This is a genomic window from Rhodovulum sp. P5, from assembly GCF_002079305.1.
Taxonomy (GTDB): Bacteria; Pseudomonadota; Alphaproteobacteria; order Rhodobacterales; family Rhodobacteraceae; genus Rhodovulum.
In genome coordinates this window covers 1,484,122-1,507,123 of the sequence record NZ_CP015039.1, presented here as the reverse complement: position 1 = coordinate 1,507,123, position 23,002 = coordinate 1,484,122, and the positions used below count along the sequence as shown (strand labels likewise).

General features: G+C 64.7%; 20 protein-coding genes and 2 pseudogenes. 9 read left to right on the top strand and 13 right to left on the bottom strand.

From position 1 onward, the window contains the following. Positions 1–5: 5 nt before the first annotated feature. The gene (locus RGUI_RS07360; protein ID WP_081532458.1) at positions 6–1,475 is read left to right on the top strand and encodes a glycosyltransferase family 39 protein; all 1,470 of its coding nucleotides are present in this window, start codon (positions 6–8) and stop codon (positions 1,473–1,475) included. A gap of 263 nt (positions 1,476–1,738) precedes the next feature. On the opposite strand, the gene RGUI_RS07355 is transcribed toward RGUI_RS07360, so the two are convergent. After that, on the bottom strand, positions 1,739–2,185 hold the full coding sequence (locus RGUI_RS07355; RefSeq protein ID WP_081532457.1) for an EF-hand domain-containing protein: 447 nt from the start codon (positions 2,183–2,185) through the stop codon (positions 1,739–1,741). 211 nt (positions 2,186–2,396) lie between these two features. Here RGUI_RS07355 and RGUI_RS07350 point away from each other — a divergent pair, with 211 nt between their 5' ends. After that, positions 2,397–3,038 carry a Hint domain-containing protein gene (locus RGUI_RS07350; protein ID WP_172841102.1) on the top strand — a complete coding sequence of 214 codons (642 nt, stop codon included), beginning with the start codon at positions 2,397–2,399 and terminating at the stop codon, positions 3,036–3,038. A 19-nt stretch (positions 3,039–3,057) separates the two neighbouring features. Here RGUI_RS07350 and RGUI_RS07345 read toward each other — a convergent pair whose 3' ends face one another. Continuing rightward, complete coding sequence (locus RGUI_RS07345; protein WP_081532455.1) at positions 3,058–3,414, bottom strand: carboxymuconolactone decarboxylase family protein; 357 nt, start codon at positions 3,412–3,414, stop codon at positions 3,058–3,060. Positions 3,415–3,480: 66 nt separating this feature from the next. Further along, the gene (locus tag RGUI_RS07340) at positions 3,481–4,140 is read right to left on the bottom strand and encodes a DUF938 domain-containing protein (RefSeq protein ID WP_081532454.1); all 660 of its coding nucleotides are present in this window, start codon (positions 4,138–4,140) and stop codon (positions 3,481–3,483) included. Between the two features lie 526 nt (positions 4,141–4,666). Between RGUI_RS07340 and RGUI_RS07335 the strand changes: the two genes are divergently transcribed. Beyond that, the gene (locus tag RGUI_RS07335; RefSeq protein WP_172841101.1) at positions 4,667–5,044 is read left to right on the top strand and encodes a CBS domain-containing protein; all 378 of its coding nucleotides are present in this window, start codon (positions 4,667–4,669) and stop codon (positions 5,042–5,044) included. 76 nt (positions 5,045–5,120) lie between these two features. Here the strand turns inward: RGUI_RS07335 and RGUI_RS07330 are convergent, their stop codons facing one another. Genes RGUI_RS07330 through RGUI_RS07315 form a run of 4 tightly spaced genes read right to left on the bottom strand, consistent with a single transcriptional unit; the run spans position 5,121 to position 9,800 of the window. Then, positions 5,121–6,191 carry a BMP family ABC transporter substrate-binding protein gene (locus RGUI_RS07330; RefSeq protein WP_081532452.1) on the bottom strand — a complete coding sequence of 357 codons (1,071 nt, stop codon included), beginning with the start codon at positions 6,189–6,191 and terminating at the stop codon, positions 5,121–5,123. Positions 6,192–6,249: 58 nt separating this feature from the next. After that, on the bottom strand, positions 6,250–7,182 hold the full coding sequence (locus tag RGUI_RS07325; RefSeq protein ID WP_081532451.1) for an ABC transporter permease: 933 nt from the start codon (positions 7,180–7,182) through the stop codon (positions 6,250–6,252). Further along, positions 7,182–8,267 (bottom strand): ABC transporter permease, encoded by a 1,086-nt coding sequence (locus RGUI_RS07320; RefSeq protein ID WP_081532450.1) that lies wholly within the window; start codon positions 8,265–8,267, stop codon positions 7,182–7,184. The genes RGUI_RS07325 and RGUI_RS07320 overlap by 1 nt, the downstream gene beginning before the upstream one ends. Positions 8,268–8,279: 12 nt before the next feature. Further along, entirely contained in the window at positions 8,280–9,800 is a 1,521-nt protein-coding gene (locus tag RGUI_RS07315; protein WP_081532449.1) for an ABC transporter ATP-binding protein, read from the bottom strand. A 226-nt stretch (positions 9,801–10,026) separates the two neighbouring features. On the opposite strand from RGUI_RS07315, the gene RGUI_RS07310 reads away from it, so the two are divergent. Then, the gene (locus tag RGUI_RS07310; RefSeq protein ID WP_253798988.1) at positions 10,027–10,404 is read left to right on the top strand and encodes a glyoxalase; all 378 of its coding nucleotides are present in this window, start codon (positions 10,027–10,029) and stop codon (positions 10,402–10,404) included. A 38-nt stretch (positions 10,405–10,442) separates the two neighbouring features. After that, a pseudogene (gene dnaE, locus RGUI_RS07305) lies at positions 10,443–13,942 on the top strand (DNA polymerase III subunit alpha). A gap of 73 nt (positions 13,943–14,015) precedes the next feature. Here the strand turns inward: dnaE and RGUI_RS07300 are convergent. Next, positions 14,016–14,228, bottom strand: coding sequence for a SlyX family protein (locus tag RGUI_RS07300; RefSeq protein ID WP_081532447.1), 213 nt, complete (start codon positions 14,226–14,228; stop codon positions 14,016–14,018). 89 nt (positions 14,229–14,317) lie between these two features. Here RGUI_RS07300 and hisS point away from each other — a divergent pair, with 89 nt between their 5' ends. Genes hisS through hisG form a run of 3 tightly spaced genes read left to right on the top strand, consistent with a single transcriptional unit; the run spans position 14,318 to position 17,761 of the window. Beyond that, positions 14,318–15,952, top strand: a complete 1,635-nt coding sequence (gene hisS / locus RGUI_RS07295; protein ID WP_081532446.1) for a histidine--tRNA ligase — start codon at positions 14,318–14,320, stop codon at positions 15,950–15,952. A 4-nt stretch (positions 15,953–15,956) separates the two neighbouring features. Continuing rightward, positions 15,957–17,066, top strand: a complete 1,110-nt coding sequence (locus RGUI_RS07290) for an ATP phosphoribosyltransferase regulatory subunit (RefSeq protein WP_081532445.1) — start codon at positions 15,957–15,959, stop codon at positions 17,064–17,066. Beyond that, positions 17,063–17,761 carry an ATP phosphoribosyltransferase gene (gene hisG, locus RGUI_RS07285; RefSeq protein ID WP_081532444.1) on the top strand — a complete coding sequence of 233 codons (699 nt, stop codon included), beginning with the start codon at positions 17,063–17,065 and terminating at the stop codon, positions 17,759–17,761. The genes RGUI_RS07290 and hisG overlap by 4 nt, the downstream gene beginning before the upstream one ends. Positions 17,762–17,779: 18 nt before the next feature. Here hisG and RGUI_RS07280 read toward each other — a convergent pair whose 3' ends face one another. Both RGUI_RS07280 and RGUI_RS07275 read right to left on the bottom strand, forming a co-directional pair. After that, positions 17,780–17,983 (bottom strand): SHOCT domain-containing protein, encoded by a 204-nt coding sequence (locus RGUI_RS07280; RefSeq protein WP_081532443.1) that lies wholly within the window; start codon positions 17,981–17,983, stop codon positions 17,780–17,782. Between the two features lie 121 nt (positions 17,984–18,104). After that, on the bottom strand, positions 18,105–18,539 hold the full coding sequence (locus RGUI_RS07275) for a DUF1489 family protein (RefSeq protein ID WP_081532442.1): 435 nt from the start codon (positions 18,537–18,539) through the stop codon (positions 18,105–18,107). 109 nt (positions 18,540–18,648) lie between these two features. On the opposite strand from RGUI_RS07275, the gene RGUI_RS07270 reads away from it, so the two are divergent. Continuing rightward, positions 18,649–20,952: an adenosylcobalamin-dependent ribonucleoside-diphosphate reductase gene (locus tag RGUI_RS07270; protein WP_081532441.1), complete on the top strand. Its 2,304-nt coding sequence runs from the start codon at positions 18,649–18,651 to the stop codon at positions 20,950–20,952. Positions 20,953–21,215: 263 nt separating this feature from the next. Here the strand turns inward: RGUI_RS07270 and RGUI_RS21140 are convergent. The 3 genes and pseudogenes from RGUI_RS21140 to RGUI_RS07260 form a co-directional block, all read right to left on the bottom strand. After that, a pseudogene (locus RGUI_RS21140) lies at positions 21,216–21,374 on the bottom strand (IS3 family transposase); the annotation flags it as partial. Positions 21,375–21,384: 10 nt separating this feature from the next. Then, complete coding sequence (locus RGUI_RS07265; protein ID WP_081532440.1) at positions 21,385–21,657, bottom strand: amphi-Trp domain-containing protein; 273 nt, start codon at positions 21,655–21,657, stop codon at positions 21,385–21,387. A gap of 13 nt (positions 21,658–21,670) precedes the next feature. Continuing rightward, positions 21,671–22,990, bottom strand: a complete 1,320-nt coding sequence (locus RGUI_RS07260) for a metallophosphoesterase (RefSeq protein WP_081532439.1) — start codon at positions 22,988–22,990, stop codon at positions 21,671–21,673. Positions 22,991–23,002 lie beyond the last annotated feature (12 nt).

The following is a 23,002-nucleotide window of genomic DNA, read 5'->3' as shown; positions in this document are numbered from 1 at the left end:
TGGCGATGCCCGATCGATCTGCACGCCCGGACTGGCAGATCAGCCTGTGGTTCCTGCTTGCGGTCACGGCCTATTTCGCGCTGCAGACCGGCCTGAGGCTGGCCCTTGGCGGGGCGCTGGAAACCGACGAAGCCGAGATGATGGTGATGACCCCAGGCCTGCGCTGGGGCTATGGGCCGCAACTGCCGCTCTACAACTGGCTTCAGATCGGCGTGTTCGAACTGTTCGACCGGTCGCTGTTGGCCCTGTCGGTGATGAAGAACGGCCTTCTGTGGCTGACCTACGTGCTGTTGTTTCTGGGGTTGCGGATTTGGGTTCCGGCGGGGGCGGCCGCATTCGGGGCGCTGGCGCTCGTCCTGATCCCCGACATCGCGTGGGAGGCGCAGCGCGCCACCACCCATTCCAACATCCTGATGGCCTGTTCGGCCCTGACGCTGGCGGCCTTTCTGTGGGCGGTGCGGCGGGGCCACTGGCCGGGATGGATCGCACTGGGGCTGGCCATCGGGCTGGGGGGGCTGTCGAAGTACAATTTCTGGCTGGTGCCATTCGGTCTTTTCGCAGCGGGGCTGACCGTGGCCCCGATGCGGGCTCAGATCCTGCGGTGGCGGGTGCTGACGGTGCCCGTGCTTGCCCTGGCGATCGTGGCGGTGCCCTATGGCTGGATGATCCGCAATGCCGATCTGGCGTTCGCCTCGGTCGGCAAGTTGCAGCTTGAGGAGCAGACGGCGGGCCTGCCCGAAGGGCTTGGCCTGACGGTTCTGGGGGCCATCGCCCTTCTGGCGCTGCCGTTGATCGTGGCGGGCCTTTTGTGGCTGGCAGGCCGTCGGAAAAGCGATGCGGACGTCCGGCATGCCGGAGTGGCGGCGCTGCTTCTGCGCGGTGGTGTGATCCTATGTGCGGGCGTCATGCTGGTCGTCTGGCTGGCCGGTCTGGGGCAGATGACTCAACGCTGGCTGCTGCCGCTTGCATTCTTGGTGGTGCCGGGGGTTTTCGTCTGGCTCTTTCCGCGGCTTGGTCGGCGGGCTGTGGCGTCTACCCATGTAGGGCTTGCCCTTCTCGCCGTGCTGGTTCTGGCCGGGCTCACCCATGACCGGTTCAAGCCCGGGGCGCGGCGCGACGTAGATTTCGCAACCCTGCCCATGCAACTGTCAGATGTCGCGCAACTGCCCGCCACGCCCATCGTGGCCGAGTTCTACACGGCCGGAAACCTCAAGCATCTGCGCCCCGACTGGCAGATTGACCCCTACCTGCCCGTCGCGGCGCGCGACTTTGGCGGACAGACGGTGCTGTTTATCCTGCGCGAAGATGTGCCGCCAAACCTTAAGGCCGGTCTGGGGCAGGCGGGATGGCCGCAAGACGGGGGCGGCGATGTTCTGGAAGAGGGCGATCTGACGCTGCCATACATGTCTTCCGAGGGCGCCCTGCCGCTGCGGTACGTTCTGGTTCAGACATCAAAGTCACTGTTGGCAGAGTGACGGTCGCAACTGGTATGCGTCGGTGCCATTGTACGCGCTTGCGCGTCGGTTTCGCGCCATGGGGTGCCGGGTGTTCCTCGCCTCGCGCATGATCTTCCGCGGGCTGGTCGTGGGAAACCTGCGGATGGCCCAAAGCCGGGCTGACATGGACGCCTACACGGCTATGCCACCACCCCAGAGACCTTCGGCGTGCGAATATGGCTGCCCCGGCGGTTTCCGCGCCGATCTGTTCCCACGGGATCCACCGCGACGGCGCGTGCGCCTCAGCGTGTGACGTCGTAATCGGTCAACTGGCCGTCGCCGTTGCGGTCCAACAGGGCCAGCCAGTCGGTAGCGGCGAGGCGGAATTCGTCAAGGGTGATCCGCCCGTCGCCGTTGATGTCGCTCCGTGCGATGGCGAAGCCACCCGCCATCCGGGCGACCTCGGACCCGTAGCGGCCGCCGACCCGGCGGATATCCGACCGGCGCGCGGCGTCAAACAGGGCCGTTTCGCGCCCCGAAAGCATCCCGTCCTTGTTGCTGTCGAACCTTTCGAACATGACCGGGGCCCAGCGGCGGATTTCGTGCAAGCGAACGGTTCCGTCGCCGTTGAAATCCCAGTGATGGACGAAACCGCGATCCGCGCGGTCAGGCAGCCGGGATGGTCCATCGGCGCAGGCTGCGGTTCCGGTCAGGGCCAGTGCGGCGGCAAGGATGAAGTGGCGAGTCATGGTGGATCACTCCCGACATGGTTGAATCTCGAACTCAGGAAACCTTGCAGGACGGTCCAAGGCAACGTTTATCGACGAGGGCGCCAAAATGTTCGCATTTGGATATGTTAACATTTTGGAAATGGCCGCCGTTCACCATCGAGGTATTCTGGGGCGGCCTGCCGTGGCGGGAGAGACCGGGGTATCGGGGGCCGGAGAGGATTCCGGACGAATGAGTTTTCTTGGACGCATCGAGGATGCAACGGGCGTTGTGGCCGCCTTTCCGGGTGGTCTGGCCGAAGGGACGAACCTGCGCACGCCCTGCGGGCCGCGGCGGGTGGAATTCATCCGCCCCGGCGACATGATCGTCACGCGCACGGGCGGACTGCAACCGGTGCGCCTTGTCTGGCGCCGTGTGGTCCGCGCCGAGGATATGGCGATTGTGCCGGGCCTTGCACCCGTCCGGCTGAAACCCCGGGTTCTGGGGCCCATGATGCCGCGACAGGATGTTCTGCTGGCACCCGACCAGGAGGTGCTGATCCCCGGTTGGCGGATCCTCGACTGGCCCGACGGGCAGACCGTTCGCGTGTCGGCGCGCGACATCGCGGGTCTGTCGGACGGGGCCTATGTCGATTGCGCACCCGATGCGTTCGTCTGTTACCAGATCGTCTTCGACTGTCCGCAGGTCATCACGGCAAACGGTTTGCCGGTGGTCAGCCTTTGTCCGACCGCCGCTGTTCTCGCAACGCTTGGGCCTGCTGAACGGGAGTCGTTGCTAAGGCGGTTCCCGCAGCTTGGGCGGGATCCGGGTGCCTATCCGCCGGCCGAGTTTCCCGCGGCCAGCGGCATCGAATTCATCGGACCGTTGGGGTGATCCCAACCGCGGCCGGGCGTTACGCGCCCGACTGCGCCTTTTCTTCCATCAGCTGGTCGTAGCATTCGATGGCCTCGGCCGCGTACATCATGGCGGGGCCGCCACCCATCTGGATCGCCATGGCCAGGACGTCGCCGACCTCTTCACGGGTGGCGCCCACGCGCACCAGCGCCTCCATGTGCAGCACGATGCAGGCCTCGCAGCGCAGCACGATGGCCATGCCCATGGCGACCAGTTCCTTGGTCTTGAAATCAAGCTGCCCGCCGTCCTTGACCGCCTTGCTCAGCGTGCTGAAGCCCTTGGCCTGTTCCGGGATTGCCTTGTTCAGGCGGCGCAGCTGATCTTTCGTGCTTTCGCGTTTCTGTGCCCAATCCATTTCGCTCTCCTCAAATCGGATAGTTGGCCCCCCCTTGGGTCCCCTCTACCCCTGCGGCGCGGGGAGTCAAAGGGGATTTATACCCACAAGAGTCACGTTTTCGGCAGGCATCGGGCTGGGGTCTTGCGGGGTCAGACCCGCGTTTTCCATCCAGCGGTGCACCTCGGCGATGGACTTGTAACCGATCTCGGGGTCCTGTGCCGTCAGGCTGGCATGAAAGGCCGCGTCGGAGTCGGTGGCAAAGCCGTGTTCGCGGCGAAACGGTCCATAGATCATCAGCATCCCACCCGGCGAAAGGGCATGGCTGGCTTCCACGATCAGGGTTTCGGCCTCGCTCTCGCTGATCAGATGCAGGATATTGCTGGCAAAGATCAGGTCCTGCCCGCCATGTTTCGCACCCCAGCCGGGGGTGCAGGCATCGAGGGCGATGGCGGGGCGGATATTCGCACAGTCCGATCCCGCGTTCCATGCGTCGATGCTCTTGCGGCGGGTCGGGTCGATATCGGTGGGTTGCCAGATCACATCGGGCAGGCAGGCGGCGATCCGAATTGCATGTTCCCCGGTGCCGCTGGCGATTTCCAGTGCCCGGCCGGATTTCGGCCCGCGTTCGGAAATCACGGCACAGATGGCTGCCCCGTTGCGGGCGGCCGATGGGGCGTGCAGCCGGTCGTTGTCCCGAGGGATCGCGACCGAGGCGCTGTCGGGAAGGTTCAGGCGGCGGGGCATGTCAGGTGGCTATCGGCATTGCGATGTTGCTTCGGTTCATCGGCAAAGATAGCCCACCTTGTGCCCCTGTACAGTCTACAGGCGCGCGGCGAAGGCGTCACTCCACCGCGCGCCGCCCTCTGACGGCTGAAGTGCGGTCTCCGATCACGACACCGCACACGGGAACGACGGCCCCCGACCACCCACTTTTGCCTGCCATGGACAGCCTTGAGCTACATCGCCCCGGGAGGCTCTGCCGCCGCGAGGGGTCTCGAGTCTCGAAGGCATTCTAGTATTCCGCGGCGTACCGAAAGGTTAACAGAAGTTCAAAGATTCCGGCCAGAAAAGTGCATTCCAGCCGCTGGAAGGCGGATCCTCGCGTATGGGATGGGCCAGACTTGGCGCGAGGGGCCGTCGCCCGGCGCTTTGTCCACGAAATTCGGCGACAGACTTTTAGATAACTGTTACAATTCCAGTTCTGCGTATTGATAGGGAGACATAGAAAATGATCGTCAAATCGATTCGGGAAGTTTTGAATGATCGGCCGATGTGCCGGGAACGTCCGGGGGCGACGCTGCGGGAGGCCTGCCACAAGTTGGAGGAGTGCAATGTCGGTGCGCTGGCCGTGATGGAGGAGGGTTGCCTTGTCGGTATCCTCAGCGAGCGCGATATCATCCGCCGCGCGATCTGCAAGGGGCGCCCGATGGACACGACGATGGTAGCCGATGTCATGACGGCCGATCCCAGGACGATCGATATCGATGGCACCCTGTCCGAAGCCCAGACCATCATGACCGAGGGGCATTTCCGCCACTTGCCGGTCATCGAGAATGGAGAGCCTGTGGGCATCCTGTCATTCCGGGACGTGCCCACCGAATACCGCCTGATGTTCGAGCGTTTCAACCAGTACCGCGAAAGCGCCTAGGTCCGATCCGCTGCGACAGTTCCAAACGGAAAGGGCCCGCATTGGCGGGCCCTTTTTGTCATCAAGACGCGCTTTGTTATTGAGGGATGTCGCCGGTCAGACCCTCGACATAGAAATTCAGTCCCGCCAGCGTGCCGTCGTCGGCCACTTCGCCCTCGGCCAGCCACGGCGTGCCGTCCTGCTTGTTCAGGGGGCCGGTGAAGGGGTGGTAGTCGCCGCTGGAGATCGCCTCTTTCAGGGCGAGCGCTTCGGCCTTCACGTCCTCGGGCACGGCGCTGGAGATCTCGCCGATGCCAACCATGCCTTCCTTGATCCCGTGCCACGTGGCGACGCTTTCCCATGTGCCGTCCATGACCGCCTGCACGCGGTCGATGTAATAGGGCGCCCATTCGTCGATGATCGAGGACAGCCGCGGCTCCGGCGCATATTCCGCCATGTCGGCCGCCTGCCCAAAGCCGTAGCCCCCGGCCTTTTCCAGCGTGGCCAGCGGCGCGGTGGAGTCCGTATGGGCCAGCACCACGTCGATGCCCTGATCCAGCATGGCTTGCGTCGCGTCAGCCTCTTTCGCCGGGTCGAACCATGTAAACAGCCAGATCACCGACAGGCTGACATCGGGGTTGGCCTTCTTGGCGTGGATATAGGTGGAGTTGATGCCGCGGATGACCTCCGGGATCGGGAAGGAGGCGATGTAACCGATCTTGTTCGACTTGGTCATCTTGCCCGCGATATGGCCCATGATCGCGCGGCCTTCATAGAAGCGGGCAGAGTAGTTCGACACGTTCGGCGCGGTCTTGTAGCCGGTGGCGTGTTCGAATTTCACGTTCGGGAACTTCTTGGCCACGTTGATCGTCGGGTCCATGTAGCCGAAGGAGGTGGTGAAGATCAGGTCCGCCCCCGACAGCGCCATCTGCGTCAGCACGCGTTCTGCATCCGCGCCTTCGGGCACGCTTTCCTGTTCGACCAGTTCCACCGCATCGCCGAAATGCTCTTTCATCTTCATCGCGGATTCATGGTGGTGCTGGCTCCACCCGCCATCGTTGACGGGGCCCACATAGACAAAGCCCACCTTGGTCTTGTCCTGTGCAAGGGCACTGCCGGCCAGACCCAGCGCAAGGGCGGCTGAGGCAAGAAGGGTTCTACGGTTCATGGATGGTTGTCTCCCATATTGGCGGGCGGCCCCGTGGCCCCCGGTTTGGCAGCGCCTCTCAGGTCGAGGCATGGAATACCCGGCCAAGCGACGCCGGCGCGTTCAGCGCCCCGCGCCCGCGGTTGGCCGACATGATGACCAGCACCAGAATCGTTATCAGATAGGGCGAGGCCGACAAGACTTCGACAGGCACGGCAAGCCCGGCAGCCTGCAGGTTCAGTTGCAGCACCGTGACACCGCCGAACAGATACGCGCCCAGCAGCACGCGCCCCGGCCGCCAAGATCCGAACACCACGATGGCCAGCGCGATCCAGCCCGCGCCTGCGGTCATCCCCTCTGTCCATTGCGGGACGCGCACGAGGCTGAGATAGGCCCCGCCCAATCCCGCACAGGCCCCGCCAAAGGCGATGGCGGCCAGCCGGATGCGCACGACCTTGTAGCCCAGCGCATGGGCGGCATCGTGGTTTTCGCCAACGGCGCGCAGGATCAGCCCGCCGCGGGTGAAACGCAGGAAGACCCAGACCGCGATCACTAGGGCAAGGCTGACATAGACGACAAGGTCATGGGAAAACAGGATACGCCCGACCACGGGCAGATCCGACAACGGTCCAAGGTCGATCTTCTCTGTCGCGGGCGGTTTCAACCCGTTATATCCCTGCCCGATCAGGGACGAGAGACCGAGGCCGAACAGCGTCAGCGCCAGACCCGTTGCCACCTGGTTCGACATCAGAACCTGGGTCAGAACGCCGAAGACCAGCGACAAGGCCGCGCCGCCGATCATGGCGGCCAGAAAGCCCAGCGTCGGGCTGCCGGTTTCCACCGCGATGGCAAAGCCGCAGATGGCGCCGGTGATCATCATCCCCTCGACCCCGAGGTTCAGGACGCCGGATTTCTCGACCACCAGTTCACCTAGCGCGGCCAGGAGGATCGGGGTGGACGCTACCATCAGCGAGGCGATCAGGATGATGGGGTTGATAGCGAGGAGTTCCATCAGGCGACCTCCCTCCGGCCCAGCCGGATGCGGAAATTCGTCAGGACATCGACCCCCAGCAGGAAGAACAACAGCATCCCCTGAAACGCCTGGATCGCGGCGGCGGGCAGGCCCAGCATGAATTGCGCCAGTTCCCCGCCGATATAGGTCAACGCCATCAACAGCCCCGCCAGCAGGATGCCGACGGGATGAAGGCGGCCCAGAAAGGCCACGATGATCGCGGTAAAGCCATAGCCCTGGTTGAAGTCGATGCTGACCTGCCCGGCGGGCCCGGCAACCTCGAAGAGCCCCGCCATCCCGGCCAGAGCGCCCGACGCCCCAAGGCAGAACAGGATCAGCCGGTTCGGATTGACGCCCGCGAAGCGCGCGGCGCGGGGCGACTGGCCCGTCAGCTTGATCTGGAACCCCAGCATGTGCCGGTTCAGCAGCACATAGGCCGCGATGACCGCGATGAAGGCCGCGACCACGCCCCAATGCATCCCCGTGCCCTCGACCAGTTCAAGGTTCGCGGCGGAAGGATATTGCTGAAGATTGCGGCTGCCCGGAAAGCCATTGCCGTCGGGATTGCGCATCAGCCCGACGGACATCGAGGCGAGGATCTGTTCCGCCACATAGACCAGCAGTAGGGAGACGAGGATCTCGTTCGTTCGGAAGCGTGTTTTCAAAAGCGCCGGGATCATCGCCCACGCCCAGCCGCCAAGGCCCCCGGCGATCACCATCAGCGGGAACAGGAACCACGCATCCAGCGGGTAAAGCGCCAGCGCAACGCCCGCGCCCGCAAGCGCGCCCATGATGTACTGTCCCTCTGCCCCGATGTTCCAGATGCCGGCACGGAAGCCCAGCGACAGGCCGATCGCGATCAGGATCAGCGGCCCGGCCTTCACCAGCAGTTGCGGGCGCGAATAGCTGGCGAACTGTTCGTGAAACAGCGGGTCCCAGAAGATCGTGCGGATCGCGGCGAAGGGGTCCTTTCCCAGCGCGGCAAACAGCAGCCCCCCGGCAATCATGGTCAGCGCCACGGCAAGCAGGGGCGTGGCCACCGTCCACAGGCGCGAGGGCTGGGGGCGTTTTTCAAGCCGGATCATGCGCGGTCCCCCTTACTCGGCCACATGGGCAACCTCCATGTCATGGGCGCCGCCCATCATCAGGCCGATCTCTTCCATCGTCAGCCCCTTGGCGGGCCGGGGCGGCGACAGGCGGCCTTCGTTCAGCGCGGCGAAGCGGTCGGAGATTTCCATCAATTCATCAAGATCCTGGCTGATCACGACGACGGCCGTTCCGGCCTCGGCCAGATCCATCAGGGACTGGCGGATCGACGCGGCGGCAGAGGCATCGACGCCCCATGTCGGCTGATTGACGACCAGAACCTCTGGCCGCTGCAAGACCTCTCGCCCGATGACGAACTTCTGCAGGTTTCCGCCCGACAGCGACCGCGCCGCATTGCCGGGCCCCGGTGTGCGCACGTCGAAGGCATGGATGACCTTTTCGGCAAAGGCCTTTGCGGCGGGCCATTTCAGGAACCCGCGCGCGGCCAGACCTTCGCGGATCGCCGCGGTCAGCATGGCGTTTTCGGTCAGGCTCATATCCGGGGCGGCGGCATGGCCCAGCCGTTCCTCGGGCGCGGCAAGCACCGCGATATGGCGCCGGCGGCTAGGATCCAGATGACCGATGGCGGCGCCGTGCAGCTTGACCGCCTCGGGCGTGACCGGCGCCTCGCCCGACAGCGCATCCAGCAACTCGTCCTGACCGTTGCCCGCCACACCCCCGACCCCGAGAATTTCGCCCGCGCGGACCGAGAAGGAGATGTTGCGCAGGCTGGTCCCGAATGGCGTGTGAGAGGGCAGGGAAAGACCCGAGACCTCCAGCACGATATCGCCCATCTCGCCGCTGGTGCGGGCCGGCGCGGTCAGCTTGGTGCCGACCATCATCTCGGCCAGTTCCGCGGCGGTTTTCTCTCGCGGGTTGCAACTGTCGACGACCTTGCCCATCCGCAGAATCGTGGCCCGGTCGCACAGCGTCCGGATTTCTTCCAACTTGTGCGAGATGTAGAGGATCGCGGTCCCCTCACCCGACAACTTGCGCAGGGTCGTGAACAGGATCTCGACCTCTTGCGGGGTCAGAACGCTGGTCGGTTCGTCCATGATCAGGAGTTTGGGGTCCTGCAACAGGCAGCGAATGATCTCGACCCGCTGCCGCTCCCCTGCGGAAAGCTCTCCCACCAGCCGGTCGGGGGCAAGCGGCAGGCCGTATGTTTCGCTCACCTCTCGGATTTGCCGGGCAAGGTGGCGCATCTTCGGCGGATGCTCCATCCCCAGCGCGATGTTCTCGGCCACGCTCAGCGCATCGAAAAGAGAGAAATGCTGAAACACCATCGCCACGCCGGCCCGGCGTGCGGCGCTCGGCTCCTCGGGGGCATAGGCTGTCCCGCGCAGGGTCATATGGCCGGTATCGGGTTGCACCAGCCCGTAGATCATCTTGACCAGCGTCGACTTGCCCGCGCCGTTTTCGCCCAACAGCGCATGCACTTCGCCCTCGGCGATATCGAAGGTGACGTGATCGTTTGCGACCACCCCGGGATAGGCCTTGGTCAGGCCCTCGACTGTCAGAAGCGTTGTCAAACGGGCTCTGCCCCCTGTGGACGCGGTCAGGACTTTCCTCGTTTGTGTAAACCGGTCCCGCGGTCCGCGGCAATCATGTCCGGTCGTGATCGGCGCGGTTTCGGCTCAATCATTCGGCGGATGCCTGATTTCTTGGCGCTGCGATGTCGCGGCCGTTCCGGTCTTTGACGGCCATCCGTTCGATGCATACCCTGACGACGACGTTCCGTTCGCAGAGGTCCGGCACATGAGACCCCAATTCATGCCCTACGCCCTGCACCACGTCCAACTGGCGATGCCCGAGGGGCGTGAAGACGAGGCACGGCGCTTTTACGGCGACCTGCTTGGGCTTGCCGATGAGGCGAAGCCTGAACCGCTCGCCGGTCGTGGGGGCGTCTGGTTCGCAAACGGAGATCTGCGCCTGCATCTTGGGGTCGAGACGGCGTTTCGCCCGGCACGAAAGGCGCATCCCGCGTTTCTGGTGACGGGCCTGCCTGCACTGGCAGAAAGACTGGCGCATGCCGGACACCAGCCCCGATGGGACGATGCGCTTCCCGGGGTGCAGCGATTCTATGTCGACGATCCGTTCGGAAATCGCCTTGAGTTCATGGCGCAGGGCGTCTGACACTTCCGTCTGCCGGGCCCTGCGGTTAGCCTGATCCAATGGCTGCCCCCCGATTCATTCATCTTCGCCTGCACACCGAATACTCGCTCCTGGAAGGCGCGGTGCGCGTCAAGAAACTGCCCGACCTTTGCCGTGCCGCAGGCATGCCGGCCGTGGCGGTGACCGATACCAACAACATGTTCTGCGCGCTGGAGTTCTCGGTGCTGGCCAGCGGCGCAGGCGTGCAGCCAATCATCGGGTGCCAGGTCGATCTGGCCTATGATCCCGCGCCGCAGGGAGAGCGGGCACGCCCCCCGCGCCGGTCGTGCTGCTGGCGCAGAACGAGGCCGGCTATGGCAACCTGATGAAGCTGAACTCATGCCTCTACGTGGACAAGCACGGAGCCTTGCCACAGGTCACGCTGGAGGAACTGGACCGGCACAGTGACGGCCTGATCTGTCTGACCGGCGGGCCGGATGGCCCCGTGGGGCGCCTATTGCAGGCCGGTCAGCGCCCCAAGGCCGAGGCCCTGATGGCGCGGCTTGCGGCGTCCTTTCCGACACGGCTTTATGTCGAGTTGCAGCGCCATCCCGGAGAGGGCGGGCAGCCGACCGAGGCGGAAGCGGCCACCGAGCGCGGCCATGTGGAGATGGCCTATGCGATGGACCTGCCTCTGGTGGCCACCAACGATGTCTATTTCCCGAAGACCGAGATGTACGAGGCGCATGATGCCCTGATCTGCATCGCCGAAGGGGCCTATGTCGATCAGGCCGACCCGCGCCGCCGCCTGACGCCGCAGCACTATTTCAAGACGCCCGAGGAAATGGCGGCGCTCTTTGCCGACCTGCCAGAGGCGCTGGACAACACCATCGAGATCGCGCGCCGCTGTGCGTTCAAGGCGGACAGGCGCAAGCCGATCCTGCCGCGCTTTGCCGAAGACGAGGTGGAGGAATTGCGGCGGCAGGCGAAGGAGGGGCTGGTCGCGCGTCTGGCTGTGATCCCCCATGCCGCGCCGGTCGAGGACTATGAGAAACGGCTCGACTTCGAACTCGGCATCATCGAGTCGATGGGATTCCCGGGCTACTTCCTGATCGTTGCCGACTTCATCAAATGGGCCAAGGAGCATGACATCCCGGTGGGGCCGGGCCGTGGCTCGGGGGCGGGCAGTCTTGTGGCCTATGCGCTGACGATCACCGACCTTGACCCGCTGCGCTATTCGCTGCTGTTCGAACGGTTCCTGAACCCCGAACGGGTCAGCATGCCCGACTTCGACATCGATTTCTGCATGGATCGCCGGGAGGAGGTGATCGAATACGTCCAGCGCAAGTATGGACGGGAAAAGGTCGCGCAGATCATCACCTTCGGCGCGCTTCTGTCCAAGGCCGCGGTGCGCGATGTGGGGCGCGTCTTGCAGATGCCCTATGGACAGGTCGACAAGCTGTCGAAGCTGATCCCGGTCGAGGGCGTCAAGCCGGTGTCCATCACCAAGGCGCTGGAGGAAGAGCCGCGCCTGCGCGAGGCCGCCCGCAGCGAAGAGGTCGTGGACCGGTTGCTGACCTATGGGCAGCAGGTCGAGGGCCTGCTGAGGAATGCCTCCACGCATGCCGCGGGCGTGGTGATCGGCGACCGCCCGCTGGACGAACTCGTCCCGCTTTATCAGGATCCGCGGTCGGACATGCCGGCCACGCAGTTCAACATGAAATGGGTCGAACAGGCGGGTCTTGTCAAATTCGACTTCCTCGGTCTGAAAACGCTGACGGTGATCCAGAACGCCATCGACCTGATCCTTGGCGGCGGGCGCAACCTGCACGAAGCGGCGGACGGCACCCGGATCTACGACCCCGCCGAAGGCGCGGAAAACGAGATCGGGCATATCCCGCTGGATGACGAGGCGACCTACGAGCTGTACGCCAGCGCGAAAACGGTCGCCGTGTTCCAGGTTGAAAGTTCGGGCATGATGGACGCGCTGCGCCGGATGAAGCCCACCTGCATCGAGGATATCGTGGCGCTGGTGGCCCTTTACCGCCCCGGCCCGATGGAAAACATCCCGACCTATTGCGAGGTGAAGAACGGGCTGAAGGCGCGCGCCTCGGTCCATCCGCTGATCGACCATATCCTGGAGGAAACCCAGGGCATCATCGTCTACCAGGAACAGGTGATGCAGATCGCACAGGTCATGGCGGGCTACAGCCTTGGCGGCGCTGACCTGCTGCGCCGCGCCATGGGCAAGAAGATCAAGGAGGCGATGGACGCCGAGCGGCCCAAATTCGAAAAGGGGGCCGCGGAAAACGGCGTCGATGCCAAGAAGGCGAGCGAGGTGTTCGACCTTCTGGAGAAATTCGCCAATTACGGGTTCAACAAATCCCACGCCGCGGCCTATGCCGTGGTCAGCTATCAGACCGCATGGCTCAAGGCCAACCACCCGGTGGAGTTCATGGCCGGCGTGATGAACTGCGATCTCCACCTGACCGAGAAACTCGCCGTCTATGCCGAGGAAGTCCGCCGGGGCCTGAAGATCGAGATCGTGCCACCTTGCGTGAACCGCTCTGGCGCGATGTTCGGCGTGGCCGAAGGCCGACTGGTCTATGCGCTGGGCGCGCTGAAAAACGTGGGCGTGGAGGCAATGAAGCTGATCGTTCAGGGGCGCGGTGACAAACCCTTTGCGACGCTTTTCGATTTTGCCCGCCGGGTCGACATGAAGCAGATCGGCAAGCGCCCGCTGGAAATGCTGGCCCGTGCCGGGGCGTTCGACGAACTCGACCCCAATCGCCGCCGGGTGTTTGACAGTCTCGATGCCCTCGTGGCCTATTCCGCCGCGATCCATGACCAGCGCGGGTCCGCGCAGGTGTCGTTGTTCGGCGAGGCCGGCGCCGACCTGCCGGAGCCGCGGCTTTCCCCGGTCGTGGACTGGCTGCCCAACGAACGGCTGGCCGAAGAGCAGAAGGCGGTCGGCTTCTACCTCTCGGGCCATCCGCTTGACGACTACATGGCCGCGTTGAAACGCAAGAAGGTCATGACCAAGACCGAGGTGGAGGAAGCGGCCAAATCCAATGCCATCGTCGCGCGCATGGCGGGGGCGGTCGCCGGCCGGCAGGAGCGGAAGTCGGCCAAGGGCAACCGCTTTGCCTTCGCGCAACTGTCCGACCCGACGGGGCTGTTCGAGGTGACGCTGTTCTCCGACGTGCTGGAGGCTGCCCGCGACCATCTGGAGGCCGGGATGAACGTCGTCCTGCAAGTGGAAGCGACGATGGAGAACGACCAGTTGAAACTCTTGGCCCGTTCGGTTCAGCCGGTCGATACGGTCGTGGCCGATGCCGGGGCTGCGGGGCTGAAGATCTTTGTCGAGGATCCCTCGGCCGTAGCCGCCGTCTCGGGCCTGCTCGACCGGGCGAAGGGGGAAACGGGGCTGCGCGGGCGTGGCCCGGTGCAGCTCTGCCTGATGGCCCCCGACCTGCCGGGCGAGGTCGAGATGGGGCTGGGGGAAAGCTACCCGGTGACCCCGCAGATCAAGGGCGCGCTGAAATCCCTGCCCGGTGTTCTGACGGTGGAGGATTTCTGAGCCCGCCCCTTCTTCTTGGTGAAAATACCCACGGCGCGATTCCCACCGTCCCGCGCGCCCTGGGGCAGGGGCGTTACCAATGCGGCGGCTTGCTGTCGCCCAGGGGGACCGACCCGCCTTCCTCGTATTCCCGCTCCGCCTCCCGCTCCAAGAGCATCCTGACCTGCCGGCGGAGGCCTTCGATCTCACGCGCCTGCCGGGCCAGTTCGTCCGACAGCGTGTCCGCCTCTGCGACAAGATGGGCGATGCGCTCTTCCAGCGCGGTCAGTTCGTCGTCGTCGGTCATCTCTGTCTCCGTGCATGTCAGTCGCCTTGCCCCCCGGCCCCCCTTCGGCTAGACCCCGCGCGGACAGCGAGGCAGGGACGACAGAACCGATGGCCAAGGACAAGAAACCCCGGCGCCCCAAGGCCGAGACGCCCAAGGGCTTTCGCGACTATTTCGGCGCAGATGTCACCGAACGCAAGGCGATGCTGGACAAGATCGCCGAGGTATATCATCGCTATGGCTTCGACCCGCTGGAAACGTCCGCCGTAGAAACGGTAGAGGCGCTGGGCAAATACCTGCCCGATGTGGACCGCCCCAATGCCGGCGTGTTCGCGTGGCAGGAGGAAGACAGCGACTGGGTTGCGCTCCGCTATGACCTGACCGCGCCCTTGGCCCGTGTGGCGGCGCAGTTCCGCAACGATCTGCCGACGCCGTACCGCCGCTACGCGATGGGGCCGGTCTGGCGCAACGAAAAGCCGGGGCCGGGGCGGTTCCGCCAGTTCTATCAATGCGATGCGGACACGGTGGGCGCGGCAAGCGTGGCGGCGGATGCCGAGGTCTGCGCCATGCTGTCGGACGCGCTGGAGGCGGTGGGTATTCCCCGCGGCGACTACATCGTGCGGATCAACAACCGAAAGGTCCTGAACGGCGTGATGGAGGTGGCGGGTGTTCTGGACCCCGCGGACCCCGAGAAGTTCGAGCACGAGCGGGGGATCGTTCTGCGTGCCATCGACAAGTTGGACCGGCTGGGCGAGGGCGGCGTGCGTGCGCTTCTGGGCGAGGGGCGTGAGGACGAGTCGGGCGATTTCACCGAAGGGGCGAAACTGTCGGAGGCGCAGGCTGAAGTCGTGATGGGGTTCGTTTCGGCGAAAAGCATCGTCGAAACGGAACTGGCACAATCCGCGAAAAGGGCGGGTGGCCTTGCCGTGGATGTCTTTTCAGACGCTGCACGCAAGGGGAAGGGGCGATCCTTTGATCCGGCAGGAAACGAGCAAGATTCGCTTGAATATGAGGTTTGGAATAGCGCCGTTCTAGAACACTTGACTACCTTGGTTCAGACTTCAGCCTCTGGCAAAGAGGGGGTTGCTGAACTCCGGGAAATCGCCAACCTTTGCTCCGAACAAGGTTATTTCGCCGATCGAATCCGCCTCGACCCCTCTGTTGTCCGCGGTCTCGGCTATTACACCGGTCCGGTGTTCGAGGCGGAACTGACCTTTGAAATCCTCGACGAAAAGGGCCGCCCGCGGCAATTCGGTTCGGTCGCCGGGGGCGGGCGTTATGACGATCTGGTCAAGCGCTTCACCGGGCAGGCCGTGCCGGCAACGGGCGTTTCCATCGGGGTTGACCGGCTGCTGGCCGCGCTGCGCGCCAAGGGGCGCGTCGGGGGCAAGATGCCGGGCCCGGTGATCGTGACGGTGATGGATCGCGACCGGATGGCGGACTATCAGAAGATGGTGGGCGAGTTGCGCGCCGAAGGGATCCGGGCGGAGGTTTACCTCGGCAACCCCAAGAACTTCGGCAATCAGTTGAAATACGCCGACAAGCGGCAATCGCCCGTCGCCATCATTCAAGGCACTGATGAGGCCGAGCGCGGGGTCGTCCAGATCAAGGACCTGATCCTGGGTGCGAAGATCGCCGAAAGCGCCAGCCTTGAGGAATGGAAATCCCAGCCCGCCCAGTTCGAGGCGCCGCGCGCCGACCTGGTGGCCGAGGTCAAGCGCCTGCTGGCGACATACGAGGACTGACCCAATGGCATCCAAGGCCGATATCCTCGCACAGGCCGACCGCCTGCATGCCTTCTTTCGCACGGCCGGGGCGGTGCCGGTGCAGACCGCGATCCTGCAACCGGCCGAGGCGCTGCTGGACCTTTACGGAGAGGACATCCGCGGGCGGGCCTATGTGACCTCGGACGCGCTGCGGGGCGAACAGATGCTGCGCCCGGATTTCACCGTGCCGGTGGCGCGGATGCACATGGAAAGCGGCGCCGCGCCTGCGCGCTATACCTATATCGGAGAGGTCTTTCGGCGGCAGGAACGGGATTCGGCCCGGGCCAACGAATATGTTCAGGTGGGGTTTGAGATCTTCGACGGGGTCGATCCCGCCGCTGCCGATGCAGAGGTCTTTGCCCTGTTCACGGAGGTCCTGTCGCCCTTGGACCTGCGGGCGGCGACCGGCGATATCGGGTTGCTGCTGGCCGCGGTGGAGGGGCTGTCGACCACCGACAAGCGCAAGGCCGCGTTGAAGCGCCATCTGTGGCGGCCATTCCGGTTCCGCGCGCTCTTGGATCGCTTCGGTGGCCGCGCGCCGCTGCCCGAGGCGCGCAAGCGCCTGCTGGCTGATCTGGAGCGGCACGGGGCCGATGCCATCCTCGACGCGGCGGGGCCCGAGATCGGTCTGCGCTCCCGTCAGGATGTGGCGGCGCGGCTGCAGGCACTGGCGGCCGATGCTGGGGAGCCGCCGATTTCCTCGGCCGAGGTGGACATGCTGGACGACCTGCTGTCCCTGCGCGAAACCTGCGCCAATGCCCTGCAACACCTGCGCGACCTGGCCGTCGACCTGCCTGCGATCCAGCCCGCGGTCGACCGGATGCAGGCCCGGCTTGAGGCACTGTCGGCACAAGGGGTCGATGTCGATCTTCTCGATTTCGAGGCAAGCTATGGCCGGACGACGATGGAATATTACGACGGCTTCGTTTTCGGGTTCTATGCCGAGGGGCGCCCGGATCTGCCGCCGGTGGCCAGTGGTGGGCGCTATGACGCGCTGACCCGTATCCTTGGCGGGGGGGCAGAGGTTCCGGCGGTGGGGGGTGTCGTGCGCCCCGAACTTGTCCTTGCGCTGACCGGGGAGGGCGCCCGATGACGCTGAAACTGGGCGTGCCGTCCAAGGGGCGGCTGATGGAAAAGACCTTCGACTGGTTCGCCGAACGCGGGATCGAGGTGCGCCGCACCGGGTCCGACCGGGAATATTCCGGCGCGGTCGAGGGCGTCGAAGGCGTTGAACTGGTCCTGCTGTCGGCGGGGGAAATTCCGCGCGAACTGGCGGCGGGCCGTATCCATCTGGGTGTGACCGGGTCCGATCTGGTGCGCGAGCGTATCGCGGACTGGGAGGCCCGCGTCGCCGAACTCGCCCCCATGGGTTTTGGCCATGCGGACCTGATCATCGCGGTGCCGCGGTTCTGGGCGGATGTGGAAACGCTCGACGATCTCGACGCTGCAGCGGCGGCGTTCCGGGCGGCGCATGGGCATCGTTTGCGCATCGCAACGAAGTACCACCGGCTGGTGCGGGAGTTTTTGCGCAGTGCGGGTGTGGCCGACTATCAGCTTGTCGACAGCCAGGGCGCGACCGAAGGCACGGTGAAAAACCTGACGGCAGAGGCGATTGCCGACATCACCTCCACCGGCGAAACGCTGCGGGCGAACCACCTGAAAATTCTGTCCGACGGTCTGATCCACCGCAGTCAGGCGACGCTGTTCAAGTCGCGGAGTGCGGATTATGACGATGCCGACCGGGCCTGTATGCGGCAGTTGCAGGACAGGCTTGGCCTGGGGGGCTGAGTACGGCCGTGTCGTGCCTCAGTTGCCTTTCAGGATCTTCGCACGCATCTTTTCATATTCCCGATCCGAGATCGCACCTTCGGCATGCGCCGCCTGAAGGTCGGACAATTCCTGACCGATCGTCGTAGTCCTGACCTGGGTGTTCTGGCGGGGGCCGCCGCCGCAGCCGGAAATGCCAAGGCAACACGCCACGAGAATCACGATCCGAGCCGTCTTGGACATGTTCTGCCCCTTTCTTCTGTGCAAATCGACTATCGGTGCCGGATCGCGGCACCTGAATGATGGCCTAGTCTAACCCGGTTAGCGAAGGGTTGCGATGCGGTATAGGCGGCCGCGGCTGACGTTAGCGCACCCCGATCTCGGCCAGCGCGGCCATCAGGTTGGGGGGCAGATCGTCCTCTGCCTGCCGTGCTTGAGGCAGGTCCCGCGGGGCATCCTCGACCGAGAGATATCGCCAGCCCTGAAAGGGGCGACGGGGCGTGGCCTCGGTCCGCACCACCGAAGGCTCAAGAACGATGCCGCAGCGCGCGATGCCGTCTGTGCCGGTGACGTCGTCCAGCCGCAGGATGCGTTGGCGGGCCAGGATCACGCCCTTGAACACCCAGTAAAGCGATCCGCCGGCCAGCAACTCCTCTGCCCGCTTCGGCCACATCCGGGTCACATGGCGGGGCAACCCGTCCGGCCCCTTGGCCCGCGCGCTGTTCTGCCAGTGGATCAGGTCCTCCACCCGCTCGGCACCGACGCAGAGCTTCACCAGATTGACACGGGCCTTGGCCATCCTGCCCCCAATATCCTGTTGATGAGTCGCTAGGGTAGGCTAGCTGTTGCGCAGTTCAAGCCGAATCCCTATTCTTGCCGCTTGCTGCCACACCACCGGGACGCTGCCCATGACCCGCTTTTCCGCCCCCATCGCCGAACAGATCTGGGACATGAAATACCGCCTTAAACAGGCGGATGGCACGGTGATCGACCAGACGGTCGAGGATACGTGGCGCCGGATTGCCCGCGCGCTGGCCGAGCCCGAGGCCGACCCGGCAGAGTGGGAAGACGCATTCTACGCCGCGCTGGAGGATTTCCGGTTCCTGCCCGCGGGGCGGATTACCGCGGGCGCGGGCACCGGGCGGTCGGTTACGCTTTTCAACTGCTTCGTCATGGGCACCATCCCCGACAGCATGGGCGGCATCTTCGAGGCGCTGAAAGAGGCCGCCTTGACCATGCAGCAGGGCGGGGGGATCGGCTACGACTTCTCGACGATCCGCCCCAAGGGGGCGGATGTGAAGGGCGTCGCGGCGGATGCGTCGGGGCCGCTGTCCTTTATGGATGTGTGGGACGCGATGTGCCGCACAATCATGTCGGCCGGCAGCCGCCGGGGCGCGATGATGGCCACCATGCGCTGTGACCACCCCGATATCGAGGACTTCATAACGGCCAAGCAGGATGCGGCCCGCCTGCGCATGTTCAACCTGTCCGTCCTTGTGACCGATGCGTTCATGGAGGCTGTGAAAGCCGATGGGCCCTGGGAACTGACCTTCGATGGCAAGGTCTATCACACGGTCGAGGCGCGCGATCTGTGGAACCGGATCATGCGCGCGACCTATGATTATGCCGAACCGGGCGTGATCTTCATCGACCGGATCAACCAGATGAACAACCTCGCCTATTGCGAGGAGATCGCCGCCACAAACCCCTGCGGGGAGCAGCCCTTGCCGCCCTATGGCGCCTGCCTCTTGGGGTCGATCAACCTTGCGCGCCTTGTCCGTGACCCGTTCGACAGCAACGCGGAGCTGGATGAGGGCGCGCTGGACGATCTGGTCGCGACCGCCGTGCGCATGATGGACAACGTCGTGGATGCCAGCCGCTTTGCCCTTCCGCAACAGCAGGAAGAGGCACGCGCCAAGCGCCGGATCGGGCTGGGGGTCACCGGGCTGGCCGATGCCCTGTTGATGGTGGGCCTGCGCTATGGGTCGGACGAGGCGGCGCGCCAGACGGAGCGCTGGTTGCACCGGATCGCCCGCGCCGCCTATCTGGCCTCGGCGCATCTGGCGAAGGAGAAGGGGGCGTTCCCCCTGTTCGACGCCGACAAATACCTCGCCAGCGGATCGCTGACCCACATGGATCAGGACGTGCGCGACGCGATCGCCGAACATGGCATCCGCAATGCGCTTCTGACCTCCATCGCGCCGACGGGAACGATCAGCCTGTTCGCCGGGAATGTCTCCTCGGGGATCGAACCGGTCTTTGCCTATGCCTACACCCGCAAGGTGCTGCAGCGCGACGGATCGCGAACCGAGGAAGAGGTGATCGACTATGCCGTACAGATGTGGCGCGACAGGTTCGGTGATGCGGCCCTGCCCGACTACTTCGTCAACGCGCAGACCCTGAGCCCGGCCGAGCATGTGAAGATGCAGGCGGCGGCCCAGAAATGGGTGGATTCCTCGATCTCCAAGACGATCAACTGCCCGGAGGATATCTCGTTCGAGGACTTCAAGGACGTCTATCTGCAAGCCTACGAGACGGGTTGCAAAGGCTGCACCACCTATCGCCCGAACGACGTGACGGGGAGCGTGCTGAGCGTCGGCGCAGGCGACGAGAACGCGGGCGCTGCGAAGGCCGACCACATCCCCGTCTCTGACGGAACGCATCCCGTGCCGCCCGGCGAAGTCGTATACATCTCCGACCCGCTCGACCGTCCGCAATCGCTGGAGGGCCACACCTACAAACTGAAATGGCCCGACAGCGAGCATGCGATCTACATCACCATCAACGATATCGTCATCTCCGGCCGCCGCCGCCCGTTCGAGGTTTTCATCAATTCCAAGAACATGGAGCATTTTGCCTGGACCGTGGCACTGACCCGGATGATCTCGGCCGTGTTCCGCCGGGGGGGCGATGTCAGCTTCGTTGTCGAGGAACTGAAGGCCGTTTTCGACCCACGCGGGGGCGCATGGATGCAGGGCAAATACGTCCCCTCGATCCTCGCCGCGATCGGCGGTGTCATCGAACGCCATCTCGTCGCCATCGGCTTTATCGAGGGCGAGGGCATGGGCCTGAAGCGCGATCCCACCTCTGAGGCCGCGGTCGCCGGGACGCTCCCCCGCGGCCCGTCCTGCCCCTCCTGCGGCTCCTACGACATGCGGATGGTGGAGGGCTGCATGACATGCATGTCTTGCGGACATTCCAAGTGCGGGTGAGAGGGGCTGGAGCGGTTTTTAGGTGAGGTTCGACATCCAAACACCGACTTTCCGCCAACAGTCAGTCATTTTGCCCCGCAGCGCGACTCCCCCGATGTGAAATCAGGGGGGCGGCCAGTGGCAGAGGAATTTCGCTTGGATCTCTGGCCAGCCGAAGATCGGGCCGAAGTCTTCGCCGTCTCGCGAGAGCTTTGTGGCGCCCAGCGTTTTCAGCTGTGGCCAAAGTGAACTTGCATCGGCAAAGTGCCGGGTTCTTCGCTCTTTCAGGCGGCCTTGCTCTCGAAGGTCCCCAGGCTTTTCCGGCCGAGGGCTGAATGCCTGCGGCAGGGATTGTAGGATCCTTTGATATATTCAAACAAGGCGATTGCCGCCTGACGCCGGGTCTTCCACCGGTGCCGCCAGATCAGTTCGGCCTTCGGCGTGACCTTTCGGTCAGGACTGGATGACAGGCGGGCCTTTCTTCGGCGCGGCCTCGGGTGTTTCGGTCCAGGACACGCGCAGGCTGACCTGGCAGCGGCCGTCGTCGCATTCGGCCTTCAGGCGCAGATGCATCAACCCGTCGGTTTTCAGAACCATCTCGGTCTCGCCATCGCCAAGGGTCATCTTGCCCTTGGCAAACCCTTTCGACAGGGCGTTCAGCAGGGTCTTTATCGTCTTGGCGTCCTCAAGGGAGTCATGCACGAAGCGCGTGGTCTCGTTTGCCAAATCTCTCTCCCGGTCAGGACAGCCGGTCCGGGGCGAAATGCTTGGCCCGCGGATAGTCCCGGCTCAACCCGATCACATCTCCCGACGGGAAGATCAAGGTCGCCCCGGCGCCGATGCCGTCCAGCCCTTCCAGGCTGCGCGAGGTCCGGTCGAGCGTGATGTCGCCCTCCAGATGCAGCAGGCCGCGTTTTGCCAGCAGCCGCTGGCCGGCGTGGTTGTTGACATGGCCCTGCACCACCATGTGGATGCCGTTGGCGTGAAGCATATCGACCCCGCGCGCGGTCAATTGCAGATCTGAGGCACGGTATTTCGTGCGCACGAGATTTGCCAGCGGTCCAAAATAGAAGGCAAGCGAGGCACCTTGCGCCGCGTCCCGATAGCGGGCGTTCACCGCCGCGGTCCCGCCCTCGGACAGAAGCGCGCACATCGCATCGCACAGGCCGGCATGCACGAACAGCAACGACCCGCTGCGCGCGACGACGTCCATGTTGTCATAGAACCACGCATAGGCCCCGCCCGGCGTAAAGAACACGTCATGGCATTTCCGCGCGGCCGCCAGAGTCGCGCGGTGCGACAGCCCGCTGCGCGCCAGTTCGGCATCGAACTTGCGCCGTTTGGACAACAGCTTGCGGATTTCCTTGTCGATCACCTCGGGGCGGAGTTGGCCTCTTGCCGCTCTGGCAAAGTTTTCCGGCCAGTCCGGTCGCGGAAACAGCCTGGCCTTGCAGGCGGGTTCGGGCGGAAGCGCGGCCATGTCGGCCGGGGTGACAAAGCGTTCGAACACTTCGCGCAGCGCGGGCAAAATCTTGCGCCCCATGCGCATGAATAGGTGATCGGTCAGGGGTGAGCGCGGGCCGCGCAGCGCCTCGACCGCCAAACGCATCCGCAGGTCGTGATTGCCTGCCAGAATTTGCAGATCGGCCCCGGACTGCCTCAGGCTGGCCAGAGCATCCAGCATGCCCAGATTGCTGGGCCCCTTGTCGAGACAATCGCCGCCCACAATGATCCGGGCCTGCCGACCGAACGCGGTCAGCGCAAATCCGGCCCTGTCGGCCGTCCGCCGGATCGCACCAGAGGCCACAAGCGAGCGCAAGAACCCCTCCGCATCGGCATGAGGGTCCGACAGAAACACGACGGGGCGGTCGGGCCAGCGCCAGCCGCCGCTGCGTTGTACCTTTTCCAGAGAGGCCGCGATCTGCGGCCCCGAGCGGGGCGCCGTGGCGCAGGGCCAGGGTTCCACATCGCGCGGCAGATCGGGCAAATCGGCGGCCGTGTCATAGACCGGCGGCAAAAGCCGGGCTGCTTGGCGGGACAGACTGGCAGCTTGATCCATGGCGGGCCTTCT

Excerpts from the sequence above, each read along its gene's own strand:
- RGUI_RS07310 (WP_253798988.1), top strand. The coding sequence starts at position 10,027 with ATGAGACCCCAATTCATGCCCTACGCCCTGCACCACGTCCAACTGGCG.
- RGUI_RS07320 (WP_081532450.1), bottom strand. The coding sequence starts at position 8,267 with ATGATCCGGCTTGAAAAACGCCCCCAGCCCTCGCGCCTGTGGACGGTG.
- RGUI_RS07280 (WP_081532443.1), bottom strand. The coding sequence starts at position 17,983 with ATGTCCAAGACGGCTCGGATCGTGATTCTCGTGGCGTGTTGCCTTGGC.
- hisG (WP_081532444.1), top strand. The coding sequence starts at position 17,063 with ATGACGCTGAAACTGGGCGTGCCGTCCAAGGGGCGGCTGATGGAAAAG.
- RGUI_RS07270 (WP_081532441.1), top strand. The coding sequence starts at position 18,649 with ATGACCCGCTTTTCCGCCCCCATCGCCGAACAGATCTGGGACATGAAA.
- RGUI_RS07345 (WP_081532455.1), bottom strand. The coding sequence starts at position 3,414 with ATGGATTGGGCACAGAAACGCGAAAGCACGAAAGATCAGCTGCGCCGC.
- RGUI_RS07290 (WP_081532445.1), top strand. The coding sequence starts at position 15,957 with ATGGCATCCAAGGCCGATATCCTCGCACAGGCCGACCGCCTGCATGCC.
- RGUI_RS07330 (WP_081532452.1), bottom strand. The coding sequence starts at position 6,191 with ATGAACCGTAGAACCCTTCTTGCCTCAGCCGCCCTTGCGCTGGGTCTG.
- RGUI_RS07350 (WP_172841102.1), top strand. The coding sequence starts at position 2,397 with ATGAGTTTTCTTGGACGCATCGAGGATGCAACGGGCGTTGTGGCCGCC.
- RGUI_RS07325 (WP_081532451.1), bottom strand. The coding sequence starts at position 7,182 with ATGGAACTCCTCGCTATCAACCCCATCATCCTGATCGCCTCGCTGATG.
- RGUI_RS07340 (WP_081532454.1), bottom strand. The coding sequence starts at position 4,140 with ATGCCCCGCCGCCTGAACCTTCCCGACAGCGCCTCGGTCGCGATCCCT.
- RGUI_RS07360 (WP_081532458.1), top strand. The coding sequence starts at position 6 with ATGCCCGATCGATCTGCACGCCCGGACTGGCAGATCAGCCTGTGGTTC.
- hisS (WP_081532446.1), top strand. The coding sequence starts at position 14,318 with ATGGCCAAGGACAAGAAACCCCGGCGCCCCAAGGCCGAGACGCCCAAG.
- RGUI_RS07300 (WP_081532447.1), bottom strand. The coding sequence starts at position 14,228 with ATGACCGACGACGACGAACTGACCGCGCTGGAAGAGCGCATCGCCCAT.
- RGUI_RS07275 (WP_081532442.1), bottom strand. The coding sequence starts at position 18,539 with ATGGCCAAGGCCCGTGTCAATCTGGTGAAGCTCTGCGTCGGTGCCGAG.
- RGUI_RS07335 (WP_172841101.1), top strand. The coding sequence starts at position 4,667 with ATGTGCCGGGAACGTCCGGGGGCGACGCTGCGGGAGGCCTGCCACAAG.
- RGUI_RS07355 (WP_081532457.1), bottom strand. The coding sequence starts at position 2,185 with ATGACTCGCCACTTCATCCTTGCCGCCGCACTGGCCCTGACCGGAACC.
- RGUI_RS07260 (WP_081532439.1), bottom strand. The coding sequence starts at position 22,990 with ATGGATCAAGCTGCCAGTCTGTCCCGCCAAGCAGCCCGGCTTTTGCCG.